This is a genomic window from Siphonobacter sp. SORGH_AS_0500 (genome assembly GCF_002838835.1).
In the GTDB taxonomy this organism is placed as follows: domain Bacteria; phylum Bacteroidota; class Bacteroidia; order Cytophagales; family Spirosomataceae; genus Siphonobacter.
Genome location: NZ_NHPP01000003.1, coordinates 55381 through 74600 on the forward strand (window position 1 = coordinate 55381; position 19220 = coordinate 74600).

A 19220-nucleotide genomic window follows, 5' to 3' on the forward strand; every position below is an offset into this window, starting at 1 on the left:
ACATGCTGCCCGAAACAGACACGTTATTAGCTGCTCCGACGCTGAATCAGCCCATCGCGTTTGAACGTATTCCTACTCAGATTTACGCCGATTCAAATGATGCTTCAGCAGCCGTAGCTCGTGAAATCGCCGAAATCATTCGTGCCAAACAATTACAGGGAAAACCTGCCGTGTTGGGTTTAGCCACTGGTTCTTCACCCAAGAAAGTATACGCAGAATTGATCCGTCTTCACCGCGAGGAGCGTTTGAGCTTTTACAACGTGATTACCTTCAACCTGGATGAGTACTACCCCATGCAGCCTGATGGACAGCAGAGTTACGTTCGCTTCATGCAGGAACAACTGTTCAATCACGTAGACATTCCAAAGAATAACTATTTCGTTCCGGATGGAACGCTGTCTCCTGCTCAGATTCCTGCGTTCTGCCAGAACTACGAACGTCAGATCGACGAATTAGGCGGACTTGATTTCCAATTATTAGGGATTGGCCGTAATGGTCACATTGGTTTCAACGAGCCTGGTTCTCACGTGAACTCACGCACTCGTCTGATGACTCTGGACTTAACCACTCGTGCGGATGCCGCTCTGGATTTTGGTGGTCTGGCCAATGTTCCTAAGAAAGCCATTACGCTGGGTGTAAATCAGATCATGAAAGCCAAGCGGGTAATCCTGCTGGCTTGGGGTGAGCACAAAGCGAAGATGATTCACCAGGCTATTGAAGGCCCGGTAACGGATCAGGTTCCTGCCAGTTACCTGCAAGGACATCCCAACGTACAGTTCGTACTGGACGAATCTGCGGCGGCTGACTTAACCCGTCGCAAGATGCCCTGGTTGGTGGAAGAGGTATCCTGGGACAAAAACATGATTAAGAAAGCCGTCACTACGCTTTCTCTCAGCCTGAATAAGCCGATCCTGAAGTTAACCAACCGTGATTACAACGATAACGGACTCTCAGAATTGCTGGCTCAGGTAGGTCAGGCTTACGATCTGAACATTGAAGTCTTCAATCAATTACAAAATACGATTACGGGTTGGCCCGGTGGCAAGCCTAACGCCGACGATACCAATCGTCCAGAACGTGCATTACCTACCCAAAAACGTTGTCTGATTTTCAGTCCTCACCCTGATGATGACATTATCTCGATGGGTGGTACGTTCCAGCGTCTGGTAGATCAGGGACACGAGGTTCACGTAGGTTACCAAACCTCTGGTAATATTGCCGTAGCGGATGATGAAGCCATGCGTTTCATTGATTTCGTTGTGGATTATAACCGTCAGTTTGGCATCGATAGTCCAAAAGCAGAAGAAATCTTCAAAAATGCTGCGGAGCACCTGCGGACGAAAAAAGACTCAGAAAGTGATACGCCTGAAGTTCGTCAAGTAAAAGGAATTATTCGGGAAGGTGAAGCAAAAGCAACCTGTCGTTTCGTAGGAAATGGGGTTGAAAATGCTCACTTCATGAAAATGCCTTTCTATGAAACGGGTAAAGTGCAGAAAAAACCACTGAGCGAAGAAGATATTCAAATTGTGATGGATCTGATTCGTGAAATCAAACCTCATCAAATCTACGCTGCCGGCGACCTGGCCGATCCACACGGAACGCACAAAGTTTGTCTGGATGCGGTGATGGAAGCCGTTCGTCGTTTGAAAGACGAAGCGTTCATGAAGGATTGCTGGGTGTGGTTATACAAAGGTGCTTGGGATGAATGGGCAATCGATATGATCGAAATGGCCGTTCCCATGTCTCCTGATCAGGTATTGAAAAAACGTCACGGTATTTTCAAACACCAGTCACAAAAAGATGGTGTTGTGTATCAGGGTACAGATTCCCGTGAATTCTGGCAACGAGCAGAAGATCGGAACCAGGCAACGGCGAATTTATACAACAAACTGGGGTTAGCGGAGTATGAAGCTGTGGAAGCTTTTGTACGCTGGAAATACTAAGGAATAGAGTTGATATTTGTTAACGCGACGACATCATTCGTGATTTCGTCGCGTTTTTCGTTATTTTTATCCTATAAGATAAACCAAAAGGACCTCAAGATCGTATTTATACTACTGTGTAGTACAGTTTTTTTAGGCGATTCCTATCATCTGTCCGTCCACTATAAGTTTAACTATGACTGGGATCTTTATTATCGGAGGCGTTGCATTACTAAGTGGCTATGTTATTTACATGGTGTGGTTAGTTTCAAAAATGCAAGGCAAATGCGAGTGCAAAAGCTGCAAAACATCTATTCACATTGAGCGAATCAATCGCCCTGAACATGTTAAAAAACTGGCGGGCTTTATTCCTTTGAAGTATTACCGTTGTCGGCATTGTAGCGGAACTTTTTTCTTACGAGAAAGTACTCCTGATAACGAACCGGTAAAGATGGAAATCTCGAGAAAGAGAAGAAGAAGTTCAAGAGAAGCAGAATTGGCTTAAGGTATTCTGAAAGTTATAAAAAGCGGCTTGCCCCTAAGGGCGAGCCGCTTTTGCGTTAATGGGCCTGCATTAAGCATATCTTGTTTTCATTTACTATTGAAAATCTTATTACTTTAGGTCATCAAACCAATCAATCTATGCTTCAGGGACTCCGTACCACCGTTTATCTCGTTGATGATCTTTCTAAAGCTAAAAACTGGTATTCCGAAGTGTTAGCAACACCTCCCTATTTCGATGAGCCTTTCTATGTGGGTTTCAACGTCGGAGGTTTTGAGTTAGGATTGCACCCGACCGATACGCCTTATCCTGAAAAAGCTTCAGTAATCACCTATTGGGCAGTTGAAAACATTCATGAGTCCTATCAGCGGTTAGTATCGCTGGGAGCCACCGAACACGAAGCTCCGCACGAAGTAGGCGGAGATATTTGGGTGGCTACCGTCTGGGATCCGTTCGGGAATTGCCTGGGCATCATCGTTAACCCTCATTTCAGCTAAAATTTCCGCCTAATTCCGGGATCATTAATCGAACATTCATGGGTATCGAGGTTGTTGAGCTTATCGTATTATTACTCTTTGGCGTCACCTTTCTAGCCGTTTTTAGCTTTCGTAGTCATTTTCCCTTTCCCATCGCTTTAGTTCTGGTGGGCCTTATCGTAAGCCAGATTCCCGGCTTACCAACGCTGGTTCTAAATCCCGACATTATCTTTTTCATTTTCCTGCCGCCTTTGCTATACGAAGCGGCCTGGAAATCCAGTTGGCATGAATTCAAGGCCAATATCCGCCCAATAACCATGGCGGCAGTGGGCTTGGTTGTTTTCACCACCCTTTGCGTAGGCTGGGTGGTGCATTCCATGATCCCGAATATCAGTTGGGCGGAGGCCTTTTTGTTAGGAGCTATTGTGTCACCTCCCGATGCCGTTGCTGCTTCGTCGGTTACGAAAGGCTTAGGCTTGAACCCACGGATCATTAGCATTCTGGAAGGAGAAAGCTTACTGAATGATGCCAGCGGACTGATTGTTTATCGGTACGCTCTGGCCGCTATTTTAACCGGAGCTTTTAATTTCTGGGATGCCGGATTACAGTTTTTTATCGTCGTAATTGTTGGCGTAGCTTGTGGCTTGCTGGTGGGTTATGTCCTGTACCTGATCCATAAATATTTTGTTTGCGAGTCCCTGGTCGAAGTAACGCTTACCTTATTAACCCCCTTCGCTTCGTACCTGCTGGCTGAGCATTTCCACGCTTCTGGCGTTCTGGCGGTAGTAACTACCGGTTTGTACTTATCATATCGTTCTTCGGAAATGTTCTCGACCGAATCCCGGATTCAGGCTAATTCCGTCTGGGAAGTGGTGGGCTTTATCCTGAACGGACTCGTGTTTATTCTCTTGGGTTTACAGCTTCGGGTCGTCATGACGGATCTGGACATGGTAACGACTCACGGCACGCTCATTCTTATGAAATATGGCTTGTTAGTAAGCTTAACGGTGATCGTCGTTCGGTTTATCTGGGTATTACCTGCGTCTATTCGACCGAAATTTCTTTTTCATAAAAAAGACGAACGGGAGTTACTGGACCGCCGGAACCTGATTATTATCGGCTGGTCAGGCATGCGAGGGGTAGTGTCCATGGCCATTGCTTTGTCCATTCCCTTAACCCTTCCTTCAGGAGAGCTTTTCCCGAACCGAAACCTGATTATTTTCCTGACATTCTGCGTGATTATGGTTACGCTGGTGGCTCAGGGATTAACGCTTCCCTGGGTTATTCGTAAGCTGAAAATTCCGAAATACTCCCTGCTGGCGGAAGAATACGAGGTACGTTCGCAGATCATCAGCGAAGTAATGGTACACATCGAAAATAACTTGCAGGACATTGATCATGTAGTGTTAAATCGAATTCGAAATAGTTACCAGAATCGTTTTGAACGGCTTCAGCATACCGAACTTCCCAGGACCGAATGGGCTACTTCTGACAACCGGGCCCTACGGGTTTTTAATCAGTTCACGCAAGTACAATTGGACGTTATTGAAGTGGAGCGAAAAGTAATTAGCCAGCTTCATCGTAAAGGAACAGTAAGCGAAGAGATTTTAAGAAAAATAGAAGCCGAGCTGGATATCGAGGAGACTCGTTTACAGATGGAAATGGTCAAATAAAGAGGGATAGGATTTACTGGTAAATAGTTGCAGTTAAGTTCTTGTAATAACTCAATAAGAGAAGGTTCGTTTATAAAATGCTGACTATTAGACTGTAAACTGATAACTGAAGCGGCTAAAAACAATTAACTACTTATTATTTCAGAGGGCAGCGTATTAATCATGAAAAAAACGTTACGTTTTCTTGGCTGGTTTTTGCTGGTTCTTTTCCTGTTTTTCAACGTTCTGATGGCTTTTCAGGCGTATCGATTTACGTATTTCTACGAGCCGCAGGAGGCTGTTTTTCGCCGCCCTGAGCAGATGTCTGCCGGAGAGAAAATTTCTGCTGCCTTATTTGGTTTTCGGGCTCCTAAGCGTCCGGTGAAAGAAAAGCCTGACTTCCCTTATCAAACCGTTCGCTTAAAGAATACGGCTCAGCAAACACTGGTGGGCTGGGTTAGTCCGGCTCGGGGAAAATCGAAAGGCACGGTTATTCTCTGGCATGGACATGGTTCCAATAAATCGCGGGTGCTGGCGGAAGCCCGTTCTTTTCATGAATCAGGTTACCAGACGGTTCTCTTTGATTTTCGGGCTCATGGGCAGTCTGAGGGAAATATCTGTACGATTGGATACAAGGAAACCGATGATCTTCGAACGGTGTATAATTGGGTAAAAGCCAGAGGCGAATCGAATATTATCCTTTGGGGGATGTCGATGGGAGCGGCTACCATTTTAAAAGCCGTACCGGAGTATGCATTAAAACCTAAAAAGGTAATCATTGAATGTCCTTTCGGAACGCTGGAAGAGGCCATTAAAGGTCGACTGCGGTCGTTGCATATTCCGGTGCAACCCATCACGAGTCTGTTACTTTTCTACGGAAGTTTGGAGCGGGATATGGATGGGGCGGCTTATCAGCCTGCCACTTACGCAAAACAGTTTGAGATGCCGGTATTGTTGCAATGGGGCCGCAGTGACCCACGGGTTTCGCAGGCTGAAACGGACCGTATTTTCAAGAACCTGGGCTCTACAAACAAAAAACTGGTGATCTACGAAGAATCGGGTCACCAGTCGTTCTGCCGTCATGAAACGGATAAATGGAAAAAAGAAGTTACTGAATTCCTGAATCAGTGAGTGCATTAAAAATACCGCATCTGTCCGACTTTGCCAGTTCCGTTGTCAAACTCATACCGTAGGAAAAACTGCCAGATCGTACTTTCTGTGGTATTAAAGCCGAAGCTTCCGGTTTGGGTAGAATTGAAATCGTAACTGGCTCCTACGCGGAAGCGATCCCCCAACTGAACTTCGGCGGTTCCGAGAATGCCACTTCGTCCACCCAGCGTTTTGAGCGTACTTTGATACCAAAGTCCAATCCCAACCTGCTTTATCCACACCGTTGCATTAACGTCAGCATTGGCCTTAAAACGGGATTCAAGTGTCTGTCCGCGAACGAGCGTAGCTAGCTTGAGCTTTACTTCTTCCGACACATCAAAAAGATAGCCACCCGTCAGAAAAACAGGTCGAAGATTATCGTAGTAATTATTAGAACCGACCAGATTTTGGGCCGAAAGTCCGGCGTAATAACGTGGCGTTTTATACTGAACCCCTAAGCCAGCACTGACGGGATACACATTATTACCAATAAAATTGTTGGGTGGAACCACCTGCGTTATCCCCACCTGAGCTCCGATTGATAGCATTTCATTTTCCGAAATCCGGTGACGATAGGCTCCGGTTCCGTAAAAACCTACAGACGCAACGGAATAAGGGTCCCGGAAAGCCTGGAAGCCAACCGCAAACTTTTCTCCCGCCGGAGCATCAAAGGCAAAATATTGAGAACTATAAGTATTTCGATAAAATACCGAGCGACGGCGATTGATGAACGTTAGACTCGTTACGTCACGACTTCCAGCGTAAGCGGGGTTAATAGCCAGCGGGTTGAAAGGGTAGGAGCTATACGCTGCTTCTAACTGAGCCGAAGCCATTTCAGAAAGGAAAACCAGACAGATTAGTACAAGTAAACGCATACCAGTGGTTGATTGGAAAACGAAATATAAGCAGAGCCGAATGAAAAAGGGAGTATAAAACGACTTTTCAAAAAACCACTTACCCAAGAAAACTAGTTATTCATCCCAATAACGTAGACTAATGATGCGTTTCGAGAGAAGTTTATGTATTCAATCTATCTATAGTTTCTGATAAAGCCATGAAAAAGTATCTAGTCTGGGGCGTTACCCTCCTCGCCCTGAATTCCTGTAGCCGGGATAATGTTGGACCTTATGATGAAACCTTTGCCGATTTTTCGCTGAACAACTTCGATCGCCTCGCCATGAGTAATGGCTTAAAGGTTTCTGTCGTTCAGGGGAATGCGTATCGCATCGTTGCCCACGGTCACCGGGCCGATGTAGATGATCTGGATGTTCGAAAAGTAAATGATGAGTTACGCATTAGTTACCGACATAATCGCAATCGGCAGTATGACATGGAGCTGGAGATTACCATGCCTTATCTGGAATCGGTAGATTTTTCGGGAGCAGTAGAGGCCGATATTACAGGTTTTGAGCAGGAACCTCAGGTAGATGTAAGACTCTCAGGAGCTTCTGAGCTATGGTTTAGTGGAACAGTTGACTTTCTCACCGCTGATCTTTCGGGAGCCAGCGAGCTGGAATTAGAGGGGTATGCGAACCAAATGGATGTTATTCTGTCGGGAGCTTCGGAGCTGGATGCCTTTGAATTTCCAGTCTATGATGCTGCCGTGGATTTGTCAGGGGCGAGTAAGGCCGAAGTAACCGCTTCTCAAAATCTGAAAGTAAGAGCCGCCGGAGCCAGTGCATTATGGTACCGGGGTAATCCCAGAATGGATGTGCAAAGCTCAGGCGGAAGTACAGTACGCCGGGATTAATTCCTAGTATAAAAGCCGATCAGCTCTAAGAAAAGCCGTTTTGGCCTTAAACAGGGTCTGAATATGACAATTTGGATAAAGTAGGGAGATTATCGAACCGTCTCCCTGCTTTACTGGTGCGAGATTCTATCTCTTTTCTAAAAAGGCAGGCTCCTACCTGCCATTCTCCCCGAGTCTGTCATTCAGAGTGAAGCGAAGAACCTTATAAGGAGAACCTTATAATAGGTTTACGAGCTTACTTGACTCTATAGAAACTTTACTACCCCTCACGCCGTCCCATTCTACAGAAGATCTCTCACTTCGTTCGAGAGGACAGTTTAAGGAGCGTTGTTTATATCCTACCGCTCTTTCATTACAAAGCGAAGGCACTTACTTGCCTTCCCATTCTTAACTGATGAAGGTTCTAAAAGCCGTGACTTACATAGCGTTCGTCGATTATGGATTTGCAAAGTCTTTTAGAGCTGATCGGTTTTTTAGGTATTCCCGTCGAAAAAAGGAAGATTCTCATCGCGGGATGCAGGGGGTATGGCATCTTTTGTGGAACTTACATACTTTTCAAATCGAATAAGTAGTTTACCCTTAGATGGTTACCCCTTTTTCAATACGTATTTCAAGAGCCTGGCGAAGCTGCTTCAGGTGCTATTCTGGAGCCTGTTCGTGGTTTGGCCTTTGGTATTTCCGCCGCAGCCCAGACCTCATCGGCCACCGTCGGGCAAACCGCCCGAACCCAGTTACATGGTGGCCCTGAACCTGATGGCGGTTCTATTCTTCTATCTGAATACCAAGATACTGATTCCTAAAGTACTGGAGAAAAGAGGCATTGGCGTGTACCTGGTAACGGTAGCCAGTTCGGTGCTGGTGATGTTTCTGATTTCGGTGGGGTTACGCTCGCAGTCCCTGGAGTCTGATCTGACCAACGTCCGGTTTATGCTGGGAACCATTTTTCCGGTATTATTCATTTTTTCGTTAAGTACGACGTATCAGATTCTGAACGATTTTCACCGAAAACAACAATCCGAGAAAGAACGTGAAAACGAGCGGCTCAAGTCTGAACTGAGTTTTCTCCGTTCTCAGATTAGTCCTCATTTTCTCTTTAACATTCTGAATAGTATTGTATCGCTGGCTCGGTTCAAACCCGAGTCTGTAGAGCCCGCCACTATTCAACTAGCCGAGTTAATGCGATACATGTTATACGAATCGGATGAAGCGAAAGTGCCAATTGATCAGGAAGTTAGCTATCTGAAAAGTTACATTGATCTGCAAACCCTCCGTCTGGGAAAAAAAGTACAGGTAGGCTTTAACACGGGGTCCATTAACGGGAATCATTCGATTGAACCTATGTTACTGATTCCTTTTGTCGAGAATGCGTTCAAGCACGGAATCGGCATGATTCATCAGCCTACGATTAGTGTTCAACTGAGCATTGAAGAGGATATTTTGTATTTTCTGGTAAAAAATAAAGTAAGCATGCAACCTGATGACCCGAAAGATCATCGTTCTGGTATTGGGTTGAAAAACGTAGAACGACGACTGAATTTGCTCTATCCCCAACACGAACTCAACATCGTGGAGTCGGAGGGCTGGTATGAAGTTCAATTAACCCTAAAGTTTTCATGAATAAAATCCGCTGCGTAGCCGTAGATGACGAGCCACTGGCTTTGGCCTTACTCGCCGATAATATTAACAAAGTACCGTACCTGGAGCTGGTTGCTACCTGCGAAGATGCCCTGGAAACGCTGGAAGTAATCAATCGTGAAACGGTTGATTTATTGTTCATGGACATTCAGATGCCGGGCCTCACGGGCACGCAATTTCTGAAATCTCTGACGCAACGGCCTCAGGTTATATTTGTGACCGCTTATGAGCAATACGCTCTCGAAGGTTTTAACCTGAATGTCCTCGATTACCTGCTGAAGCCCGTACCAATGGCTCGTTTTTTACAGGCGACAGAAAAAGCCAGAGAATTTTTTAGCCGCACGAAGCTGCGGTGACAACGGCTCCGGCGGAAGATCATTTTTTTGTCCATGCCGATTACTCACTGGTGAAAATCCAGGTTCCAACGATTTTATACATTGAAGGACTGAAAGACTACGTGAAGATTCATACCACGGTTCATAGTCGCCCGGTTATTACCCGGATGACCCTAAAAAACCTGGAAGAAATATTACCTGCTCCGGCATTTTTACGCGTGCATCGTTCGTACATCATTGCGACCGATCGGGTGGATGCCATTCGGAAACTGAAGATTACCGTCGCAGGGAACAGCATTCCGGTCAGTGAACAGTACCTGCCTCAGATACTGGAAGTGTTACAGGTAAACAAACACGAGTAGCTTTTTTCGGAAAAACCGTACAATAAAAGCCGCCAGCAACGTTAATAAAGCTAGTGATTAGCCTGAAGTAGAATTTATTTCCGAGTCCTGAAAAGAATGAAGTTTTTGGGAAAGGATACTTAAAGGTAAGAGAGTTATTGTTTTTTAATGGGTAATGTTCTTTTAATCAGTAGTTTATCAAAGCTGCATCCTAGAAAACGGGAAAAGGTCAAAGGAAAGAAGGGCGATAAATCGGAGTTGAAAATGACGAGCGGAAGCAGCTTTTCGACTGAGGGTTTTATTTCCTAAAAACATAAGATTACTTTTGCGTTTTTATTAGGCGAAAGCTGACAAGTAAAAAGGATTTGTATAACCGAGCATGATTCCAGTGAATCACTCCATTACATACATTCCCGGATTAGAAAGCGAAGGTACCGATCAAGCGGAGCTTACGAGTGGACTAATCTATTAATCAACTTTTTCATCATACCGAATTAAATGAAACGGTCTGACTTTTCAATGATGTCTATTTTTTCAAATCCCACCTCTGTGCGTAGTATTTCTCGTGGATTCCGGTCTATGAACCGTTCCCTTTTAATGATTGCTGGTTTAGCAGCCATCGGTTTTTCTTGTGGCAAAAACAACGACACCACTGAGTTTGGTGACTGGACTCGCAAATCAGACTTTGAAGGAGTAGCCCGTGGGGGTGCTGCCAGCTTTGTTATTGGAACGAAGGCATATGTTGCCACAGGTTTAAATAGCAACAGTGAGCGTTTATCTGACATGTGGGAGTACGATTCTCAGTTGAATACCTGGACTCAGAAAGCGAACTTCCCCGGTGTTGCCCGTGCATTAGGATCTGGCTTCACTGCCAATAACAAAGGTTACGTTGGCTTGGGTCAAAATGCGAACAACCAATACTTAAAAGACTTTTATTCATACGATCCCACAGCGAATAAGTGGACGAAAATTGCCGATTATATGGGTAGTGCTCGTTCTGGTTCTGTATCGTTTGTAATCAATAATAAAGGATATGTTGGAACAGGTTATGATGGTAACTATGTGAACGATATCTATTCTTATGATCCCGCTGCTGACGCCTGGACTAAAGAAACGAGCTACGCTGGTGTGAAACGTCGCGGAGCAGTGTCAATGGTTATTAACAATGTTGCTTACGTTGGCACGGGTGAGAACAACGGTTCTAGCCAGAGAGATTGGTGGGTATATGATCCAGCCACGAAAGTTTGGACGCAAAAACTGGACTTTACTTCTGATCAATCCACGATTGCCCGCAGAAATGCTAGTACTTTTGTAATTGGAAACATCGGTTATCTGTTAATGGGTGAAGGTGGAGATTCTTTCGTATGGTCTTATGATCCTGCTACTGATATCTGGACAAAAGTTCAGGATATTTCTACAGGTTCCTGGAAAGTGAAGCCATCTATCAGATCTTTAGCCGTAAGCTTCTCCATTAATAACATTGGATACATCACTACGGGTGGTTCAAGTACCCGTTATGATGATATTTATGCTTTCGATCCTTCCAAACAGCGGGTTGTTGCTGAATAATAGCCATGTTTAGAAAGCGTTGGGTTTGGTTTTTATTCATTATTGGCCTGGTCGCGGTAAGTTTCTATTTCTGGAAATCCCGTTCCTCTTCTTATGAAGTCTCTGTTTTTAAGACGGACATCGGCTGGGGATATCAGATCAGTAACCAAGGGAAACCTTACATCCGTCAGCCCATGATTCCGGGCATTGATGGTGAAAAAGGGTTCAAAGATGCAGAACAGGCAGAAGCTGCCGGTAAACTGGTTCTGCATAAAATAGAAAACCAAGAATTCCCTCCTTCACTAACAGTTGAAGAACTTAAGGAACTGGGTGTAGAAATACCCTAAGCAAGTAAGAAGCGGGAGTGGGTAGATTGCCTGCTCCCGGTTTTATTTACTCAAAAAATAATCAATGAAGAATAGGAAATCCTGGCTATTGCTATGCTTTGTAGCAAGTTTGCTCTATGTATTAGGGAGTTGCCAGAAAGGAGACCTTAATTTAGGTTCTGAAGTTATTCCTGACGCGAATCTTTCGGTGGTGATGGTTGATACGTTTACCGTAAAACTATCCACAGTAGCCGTAACGGATACGGCTATAACTTCTGCGGATTCCATGATATATGCAGGTCGTTGGAGGGATGCCAATACGGGTGTGCAGGAATTTACCGCTTTCGCTTCTCCTACATTTCCCAGTAATACTCTGAATACCAGAGCATCTTCAATTGTACTTGACTCTACCGTTCTGATTTTACCCCTGTCTTATTCGTATGGGGATAGTGTTCAGACCTTTAAGCTAAGTGCTCACGTCATGACGACGCCCTTAGCTTCCGGTACGCTTTATTACAATACGAATACGTCTGCTCGTTATGCAACGCAACCGCTGGCAGAAAAAAGCTTTTATCCCGGCAAAGGAGGAACCCCCACTGTTCGCATCCGTAAGGATTCATTGGGAGCCATTCTTTTTGACCGATTAAAGACTCGCACCATTCGTGATGATGAAACGCTTCAGCAGGTCTTACCTGGCTTAGCGTTCAAAGGATCTTCGGCTGGAAATGTTATCGTAGGCTTTGGTGTCAATACGGGTAGAAGTCTCATCCGACTCTATTTCCATGATAATAGCTCTACGACCGTAACGTCAGAGAAAATAGATATTGATTTTTCTTACAAGCATTATACACGTTACGGCTTTGATTATAAAGGTACGCCCTTGGCAAATCTGAAAAATCGTTCGGATGCTGTGAATAGTTCACTGACTGGAAATGTCGCTTACATTACGCAGGGCGGACCTTTACGGACGCGGGTTGAGTTCCCCTACTTCGACAATGTATTGATGAGTAGAGATGCGATCTTAGGGGTGAATCGGGCGGAGTTAATATTCGATCCCGTTCGAACGAACTTTAGAGATAATGCACTGCCTCCCAATACTTTGTACTTGTACAAGACGAATGCGGTAAATGATATCCTCACCAGTCAGCCCATCGAAACGATCACTAATTCGTTAACTCCCGTTTCGGCCACCTATACGACGGAAAGTTCGATATATGAAACAAAAGATCATTACACATTCAATGTAACGAACTACTTTAATCAGTTGATGTCGGGCAAAACGCAGTTAGCACCCATCATCCTGACACCTGGCGTAGGAGCTCAGCAGTATCTGAATTTCTCGCGAACATCGCTGGGGAATCGAAATTATTCCTCCGATCGGGTAAGGCTCGTGCTTTACTACACCAATCGCAATCGATAAAAAAATCCCCGGTAGCTCCGGGGATTTTTTTTATCCAGCAATCGCTGGTATTCTCCAGTTATCACAAAAAAGTACAACCTTCAGTACATACGCCCCATCTTTGGTCGTATTTTACAATCTATCCGCTAGGGTGGTTTTTAAGCCATACCCCCTGGTTTTATCAACAACTTATGAAACAACTTCTTCCCCTTTGGTTATTGGGCTGTTTTTTCGTACAAACAGCTTTGGGCCAATCTATTGAAAAAGCAACAATTTCCGGTTATGTCAAAGATGCCGCTAACGGCGAAGGACTCATTGGCGTTTCGGTTTTCGTAAAAGAAAAAGCTACCGGAGCCGCTACGAATAGCTACGGCTTTTACTCCATTACCCTGCCCAAAGGAAACTATACGCTGGTGTACAGTTTTGTGGGGTATCAGCGTCAGGAAAAGCAAGTGGATTTGACTCAAAAGGACGTTACGCTAAACCTGGAAATGAAGGATGAAGGCATCCAACTACAGGATGTCGTCGTACGAAGTCAGGCAGCAGACGAAAACGTAAAATCGGTGGAGATGTCGGTTAATAAAGTTGACATCAAGACGATTAAACAAATGCCTGCTTTGCTGGGCGAGGTCGATTTAGTGCGAAGTATTCAGTTGCTGCCGGGCGTTTCGACGGTAGGCGAGGGAGCTTCCGGCTTTAACGTTCGCGGCGGCGATGTAGGGCAAAACCTGATTTTGCTGGATGAAGCTCCGGTCTACAACTCTTCACACTTATTTGGTTTTTTCTCCGTTTTCAACCCGGATGCCGTTAAAGATGTAAAACTTGTCAAAGGCGGAATTCCCGCCAATTACGGGGGCCGGATTTCTTCAATTCTGGATGTTCGGATGAAAGAAGGAAACTCTAAGAAACAGCAGATTGAAGGGGGACTTGGATTAATTTTCAGTCGGTTAACTTACGAACGTCCCATTTTTAATGGCAAGGGTTCTTTCATTGTGGCAGGTCGCCGTTCGTACGCGGATATCCTGGCTAAACCCTTTTTAAAGGGAGATTTGAAAGGGGCCGTTTTTAATTTCTATGATCTGACTGCTAAAGGTAATTACCAGCTTAATGATAATAATACCTTCTACGTTTCGGGTTACTTTGGCCGGGATAACTTTGGTGGCGGTGATTTTGGTTTTAACTGGGGAAATGGTACCGTCTCGACGCGTTGGAATCACATCTTTAGTAACCGCCTGTTCCTGAATGTAACCGGTTATTACTCCAACTACAAGTATTCTTTAGGAGCTGATACCAGTCCACGGGATAGCTTCAAGTGGAATTCGCAAATCAAAAGTGCGAGTGGCAAAGCAGACTTCACGTACTTCCTGACGCCCAGTAATCAGTTAACCTTCGGGGGACAGTACATTTATTATGATTCAGCTCCGGGTAAGGCCATCGCCCGTTCGGTAGGAGAAACCGTTGATATTAGTCTGGAAGGACGCCGAGGAGATGAGTCGGCTCTATACGTGGCTAATGAGCAACGCATAGGAAAGCTATTAACTCTGCAATATGGACTTCGGTATTCCATGTTCAGGAGTCTGGCTCCGGGCGATTTGATTACCTACCTTCCCACCACGCCCGGTGATCACCTGGAACCGCAATTGCCCGGCACTCGCGTGGAAAGTGGTGTCCTGAAGACCTATGGTAACTGGGAGCCTCGATTCTCAGCCAAAGTTCAGGTCAACTCGAATGCATCGATTAAAATGAGTTACAACCGTATGGCTCAATACCTGCATTTACTGAGCAACACGGCTGCTTCGTCACCGCTAGATGTCTGGACCCTTTCTTCGTCGAATATCAAACCCGAACTGGCCGACCAAGTAGCTTTGGGTTGGTTCCAGAACTTTAAAAACAACGCTTACGAATTTAGCATTGAAGGCTATTACAAAGACCTGCAAAATCAGATTGATTACGTACGTCGTTCGGATTTGTTGTTGAATCGATTTGTTGAAGGAGATTTATTATACGGCAAAGGTCGGGCTTATGGAGCCGAGTTCTACCTCAAGAAAAACGAAGGAAAACTGACGGGCTGGGTGAGTTATACGCTGGCTCGCACGGAGCGTCTGGTGGACGGGATCAATAATAATAACTGGTTTGCGGCTCGTTTTGATAAAACGCATAACCTGACAGCCGTAGGAATTTATCAAGTGAACGACCGGCTTTCATTCTCGGCAAACTTCGCTGCTTCCTCGGGAACGCCTGCCACCTATCCCACCAGCCGAAGTGAATGGAGTGGGGGAGAACCGGGTCAGGAAATCATCATCGGCGATAACTATTACGATAGCCGTAATGGAAGCCGTATTCCCTGGTACCATCGACTGGATTTATCGGTAACGCGTAAGGCGAAGAAGAAGCTCTTTGGCAAAGGCGATGCCGAGTGGGTGTATTCGATTTACAACGTTTATAATCGTCGGAATCCTTTCTCGGTTTTTGTTCGGCAGAATGAGAACGATCCGCTTCGCACCGAAGCCGTTCGTTATGCCGTACTAGGCTCGCTTATTCCTTCTATTACCTACAACTTTAAGTTCTGATTCAACCATGAAACGATATAGTTTTTTTCTTCTGCTTTTACTGAGCATTTCTTTGATGTCTTGTGAGGACGTTATTAACTTAAAAACTGAAACGGCCCCGACCCGATTAGTAATCGATGGCTGGGTAACCGATCAGTCTGCACCTCAGTATATTAAGTTAACACTTTCTCAGAATTACTTTGATAACTCACGGGCTTTACCCGCCACTGGAGCCACCGTAACCGTTACGGATGATCAGGGGAAAGTGTATACTTTTCTGGATGAGGCCCGGAATGGAACGTATACCTGGAAGCCTGTCGCCAGAGAAGCGATTGGTCGCGTAGGGGGTAGTTACAAACTGACGGTAATGTATAATAACGAAACCTACGAAGCTCAAACGCAGGTAAAACGCGTGCCCCCCATTGACTCCATCACGTATTATTATGATAAGCCCACTTTCGTGGCTGAGGATAGTCCGAAAGAAGGCTATGTAGCCGAGTTTTACAGTACTGATTTTAAAGGGTCCGATGATTGTTACTGGATTAAAGCCTATAAAAACGGAACACGGTACGATAGAAAAGCAACCGACCTGAACATTTCTTACGATGGGGGCTTCAGCAAAGGCGGAAGCACCGATGGTTTGGTTTTTATTCTCCCGATTCGTCGGTCCATCAACCTGAATAAGCTGTTCAGCGAAAATGACTCCCTTCGGGTAGAGTTATTTAGCATTACCCCAGCCACGCACGAATTTATTAACGCAGTTCGGTCAGAGGCGGGAAATCAGGGCTTGTTTGCTACGGCTCCAGCCAACGTTCCCACCAATATCTCCAACAAAAGAGCCGATGGCCCAAGAGCGATGGGCTGGTTTGGAGCTTCGGCGGTCAGCCGCCGATCAACGGTTTTTAAACGGGAAAACGCCATTCCAAAACCCTGATTTTTGCTGAAGTAGGTTGTAGTTACTGAACTAAAAAGGGGAAACACTTTGGGATAATTATAAAAGACTAACGGCAGGTGAAAACCTGCCGTTTTTGTTGGAACAAGAGGCAGTCTCACACCAGAGGTAAAAAGGGACATACTTTATTGCTACCAGCGTGGCCCGGCCCGTTTTTGTGGATAGCTACTGATTCGCCTCCTATCGGCTAGAGCCGAACGACTTTGGCAGTTTTCATGACCAAGTAAGTTCCTTAAGTCAATAAGGTCCTTCGCTTCGCTCTGAATGACAGGCTTCAGGAGAATGGCAGGCAGGAACGTGGCGTTTTTGAGGAATGAGATGCAATCTCGCACCAGTGATTTATTAGTTGTTAATCCAATAACTAATACCCATCAACGAACAACTACAAAGAGTTACAATAGCGAAATAACTCTACCACGGGTTTTTCGTCGAAGTTGTACCATTTCACGCGGTTAACAAAAAAAGCTACGTCTCCCGGCGGTCATTTAGTGTTCTATAAATCTGTTTGAGGCGGCCTTTATACTTTACAATTTCTCCATTCGGTTGCTGGAAGTAATAAACATTCCGCTTTTGTTTTTCTTCCTGAAAAGGTACACGAATGACTTGTTCCCGACCAAGTAAGCGAATTCGCCCGTCTACTAACAACTCAAAAAAGGTGGGAACGAAGTGATCGTTATGCTTGAAAGACTCGACGACGAAATTTCGCATTCGATTGGCCTGATAATCGAAAAAGTAGAAGGACGCTACTTTATGAGCCGAAAGTACAGTAGTAACGCCATCAAGATTAAACTCCAGAAGACCCAGATCGGCGTTGAAATGCAATTCTCCACTCAGCCATTCCCCATTTTGTAATTGCACCTTTCCAGAGTTCCAGTGGGTTTCAGGGTCTGAAAGTGCAAAGCTTAAGGTAGCAATCAAAAGGCAACAACTGACCAAAGCAAATTTTAAGATAGTAAACGTTTTCATGGCAAATATTTCTCAGAAACTGGATTGAAGAAATTTATTAGAGGTACTTTTTGTATTATACCCAATAATCTTTGATTTATTTTGTACTTGTCAAAGTAAAAATTGGATTAATTGAACAAATGTGTCAAAATTTATCGATTACTTCCAAAGAAAATATCGATTTTTTAGTCCTTACTTTCAGAGGGTTAGGAGTTATTGATAGGGGAATTAATTCATAAAAAAACGTCTTCCCAAAACTTGAGAAGACGTTTTCATTTAATGATATATGTAATAAGTAAGTTCTTAGCATCATTGAACCATACATGGTACGGTTGTAAAACGTTGACTATCGATCAAGTACTTATTAAATCAAAGGCTTAAGTCCATTTAGTAAATGACCCATTTTATCACGCTTCGTTGTCAGATAACGCTCATTGTGCGGATTAGAAGGAATTTCGATGGGCACGGTTTCTACAATTTCGATTCCATATCCTGCCAAAGCCGAACGCTTTTTGGGATTATTGGACATCAGACGGAGTTTGCTAACGCCTAGATCGCGAAGAATCTGAGCTCCTACGCCGTAATCACGCTGATCCATCTGGAAGCCTAACTCAAGGTTAGCTTCAACGGTATCGCGGCCCATTTCCTGAAGCTTGTATGCTTTCAGCTTGTTCAACAAACCAATACCACGGCCTTCCTGAAACATATAGAGCACTACACCTTTGCCCTCTTTTTCTACCATCTGCATGGCCCGGTGTAACTGTTCCCCGCAATCACAACGGCAGGAGCCGAAGATATCGCCTGTTACGCAGGAGCTGTGTACGCGGGTCAATATGGCTTCACCTTCCTCCCAAGTGCCTTTCACCAAAGCCAGATGCGTGTCGTTTGTGGCTACCTGCGTGTAGGCAATCAGACTAAAATTGCCCCATTCAGTAGGCATATCCACGCCAATTTCCCGTTTGATGAGGGATTCAGTGCGTAAACGGTAAGCAATCAAATCTTTGATACTTACCAGTTTCATGTCGAATTTATCGGCGAAGGCTCGAAGCTGAGGCAAGCGAGCCATCGTGCCATCTTCGTTCAGTATTTCGATGAGCGTACCGGAAGGTTTCAAACCAGCAAGAACGGCGAAATCAATTGCGGCTTCGGTATGGCCGGGACGACGCAAAACGCCTTCTGCCCGAGCTTTCAGGGGAAAAATATGGCCGGGGCGACCTAAATCTTCGGGTTTCGTTTCGGAATCTACCAGAGCCCGAATCGTTTTAGCCCGGTCAGAGGCTGAAATTCCGGTGGTACAGCCATTCCCTAATAAATCAACGGAAACGGTGAAGGCTGTTTCGTGATTGGATGTGTTATTCCCAACCATCATATCCAGGTCCAGTTCCCGGCAACGTTCTTCCGTCAGGGGAACGCAAATGAGGCCCCGGGCTTCCTTGGTCATAAAATTGACCATCTCGGGTGTGATCAACTCCGAGGCACAAATCAAATCGCCTTCATTTTCACGATCTTCGTCGTCAACAACAACAATGATCTTTCCGGCTTTAATGTCTTCTATAGCATCCTCGATGCGATCTAATTGAATGGGACTCTCTTCCATGGCTGCTTACCTATAATCGGAGTTTTAATGTCGGGTTTTGCCAAAATCAGCTTTAAAATATACGCCTGAGGCGATCTGATGCGTTGTGACTACACTGAACACGCAAAATTGGCGTTAGGTTTCGTCGGTAAAAAACGGTGTT

At 45.0% G+C, this 19220-nt stretch carries 17 protein-coding genes; 14 read left to right on the top strand and 3 right to left on the bottom strand.

The genetic code is table 11. The features are described 5' to 3' along the window. Nucleotides 1–2: 2 nt before the first annotated feature. The 5 genes from nagB to BWI96_RS04020 all read left to right on the top strand — a co-directional run bounded on the left by nagB (nt 3) and on the right by BWI96_RS04020 (nt 5683). Entirely contained in the window at nt 3–1943 is a 1941-nt protein-coding gene (gene nagB, locus BWI96_RS04005; protein ID WP_106635407.1) for a glucosamine-6-phosphate deaminase, read from the top strand. A gap of 175 nt (nt 1944–2118) precedes the next feature. Continuing rightward, a complete protein-coding gene (locus BWI96_RS21425) occupies nt 2119–2427 on the top strand; it encodes a hypothetical protein (RefSeq protein ID WP_157830210.1) in 309 nt (102 codons plus the stop codon). A 137-nt stretch (nt 2428–2564) separates the two neighbouring features. Beyond that, nucleotides 2565–2921, top strand: a complete 357-nt coding sequence (locus BWI96_RS04010) for a VOC family protein (protein WP_106635408.1) — start codon at nt 2565–2567, stop codon at nt 2919–2921. Between the two features lie 38 nt (nt 2922–2959). Then, nucleotides 2960–4573: a Na+/H+ antiporter gene (locus BWI96_RS04015; protein ID WP_198555136.1), complete on the top strand. Its 1614-nt coding sequence runs from the start codon at nt 2960–2962 to the stop codon at nt 4571–4573. 162 nt (nt 4574–4735) lie between these two features. After that, complete coding sequence (locus BWI96_RS04020; protein WP_106635409.1) at nt 4736–5683, top strand: alpha/beta hydrolase; 948 nt, start codon at nt 4736–4738, stop codon at nt 5681–5683. Between the two features lie 5 nt (nt 5684–5688). Here BWI96_RS04020 and BWI96_RS04025 read toward each other — a convergent pair whose 3' ends face one another. Next, nucleotides 5689–6576, bottom strand: coding sequence for a PorP/SprF family type IX secretion system membrane protein (locus tag BWI96_RS04025; protein WP_106635410.1), 888 nt, complete (start codon nt 6574–6576; stop codon nt 5689–5691). 179 nt (nt 6577–6755) lie between these two features. On the opposite strand from BWI96_RS04025, the gene BWI96_RS04030 reads away from it, so the two are divergent. From BWI96_RS04030 to BWI96_RS04065, 9 genes are all read left to right on the top strand, one after another. Further along, nucleotides 6756–7451 carry a head GIN domain-containing protein gene (locus BWI96_RS04030; protein WP_106635411.1) on the top strand — a complete coding sequence of 232 codons (696 nt, stop codon included), beginning with the start codon at nt 6756–6758 and terminating at the stop codon, nt 7449–7451. 525 nt (nt 7452–7976) lie between these two features. Beyond that, nucleotides 7977–9068 (top strand): sensor histidine kinase, encoded by a 1092-nt coding sequence (locus BWI96_RS04035; RefSeq protein ID WP_106635412.1) that lies wholly within the window; start codon nt 7977–7979, stop codon nt 9066–9068. Next, nucleotides 9065–9442 carry a LytTR family DNA-binding domain-containing protein gene (locus BWI96_RS22135; protein ID WP_232793569.1) on the top strand — a complete coding sequence of 126 codons (378 nt, stop codon included), beginning with the start codon at nt 9065–9067 and terminating at the stop codon, nt 9440–9442. The genes BWI96_RS04035 and BWI96_RS22135 overlap by 4 nt, the downstream gene beginning before the upstream one ends. Next, entirely contained in the window at nt 9439–9783 is a 345-nt protein-coding gene (locus BWI96_RS22140; protein ID WP_232793570.1) for a LytTR family DNA-binding domain-containing protein, read from the top strand. Before BWI96_RS22135 ends, BWI96_RS22140 begins: the two co-directional genes overlap by 4 nt. Nucleotides 9784–10341: 558 nt before the next feature. Then, nucleotides 10342–11331, top strand: coding sequence for a kelch repeat-containing protein (locus BWI96_RS04045; protein WP_232793571.1), 990 nt, complete (start codon nt 10342–10344; stop codon nt 11329–11331). A 5-nt stretch (nt 11332–11336) separates the two neighbouring features. Beyond that, nucleotides 11337–11657 carry a DUF4907 domain-containing protein gene (locus tag BWI96_RS04050; protein WP_106635414.1) on the top strand — a complete coding sequence of 107 codons (321 nt, stop codon included), beginning with the start codon at nt 11337–11339 and terminating at the stop codon, nt 11655–11657. Between the two features lie 64 nt (nt 11658–11721). After that, nucleotides 11722–13056 carry a DUF4270 family protein gene (locus BWI96_RS04055; protein ID WP_106635415.1) on the top strand — a complete coding sequence of 445 codons (1335 nt, stop codon included), beginning with the start codon at nt 11722–11724 and terminating at the stop codon, nt 13054–13056. Between the two features lie 170 nt (nt 13057–13226). Beyond that, entirely contained in the window at nt 13227–15605 is a 2379-nt protein-coding gene (locus tag BWI96_RS04060; protein WP_106635416.1) for a TonB-dependent receptor, read from the top strand. 7 nt (nt 15606–15612) lie between these two features. Then, on the top strand, nt 15613–16518 hold the full coding sequence (locus BWI96_RS04065; RefSeq protein WP_106635417.1) for a DUF4249 domain-containing protein: 906 nt from the start codon (nt 15613–15615) through the stop codon (nt 16516–16518). Nucleotides 16519–17001: 483 nt separating this feature from the next. On the opposite strand, the gene BWI96_RS04070 is transcribed toward BWI96_RS04065, so the two are convergent. Both BWI96_RS04070 and BWI96_RS04075 read right to left on the bottom strand, forming a co-directional pair. Next, the gene (locus BWI96_RS04070) at nt 17002–17502 is read right to left on the bottom strand and encodes a hypothetical protein (protein WP_106635418.1); all 501 of its coding nucleotides are present in this window, start codon (nt 17500–17502) and stop codon (nt 17002–17004) included. A gap of 343 nt (nt 17503–17845) precedes the next feature. Continuing rightward, entirely contained in the window at nt 17846–19078 is a 1233-nt protein-coding gene (locus tag BWI96_RS04075; protein ID WP_106635419.1) for a bifunctional 3,4-dihydroxy-2-butanone-4-phosphate synthase/GTP cyclohydrolase II, read from the bottom strand. Between the last annotated feature and the right edge of the window lie 142 nt (nt 19079–19220).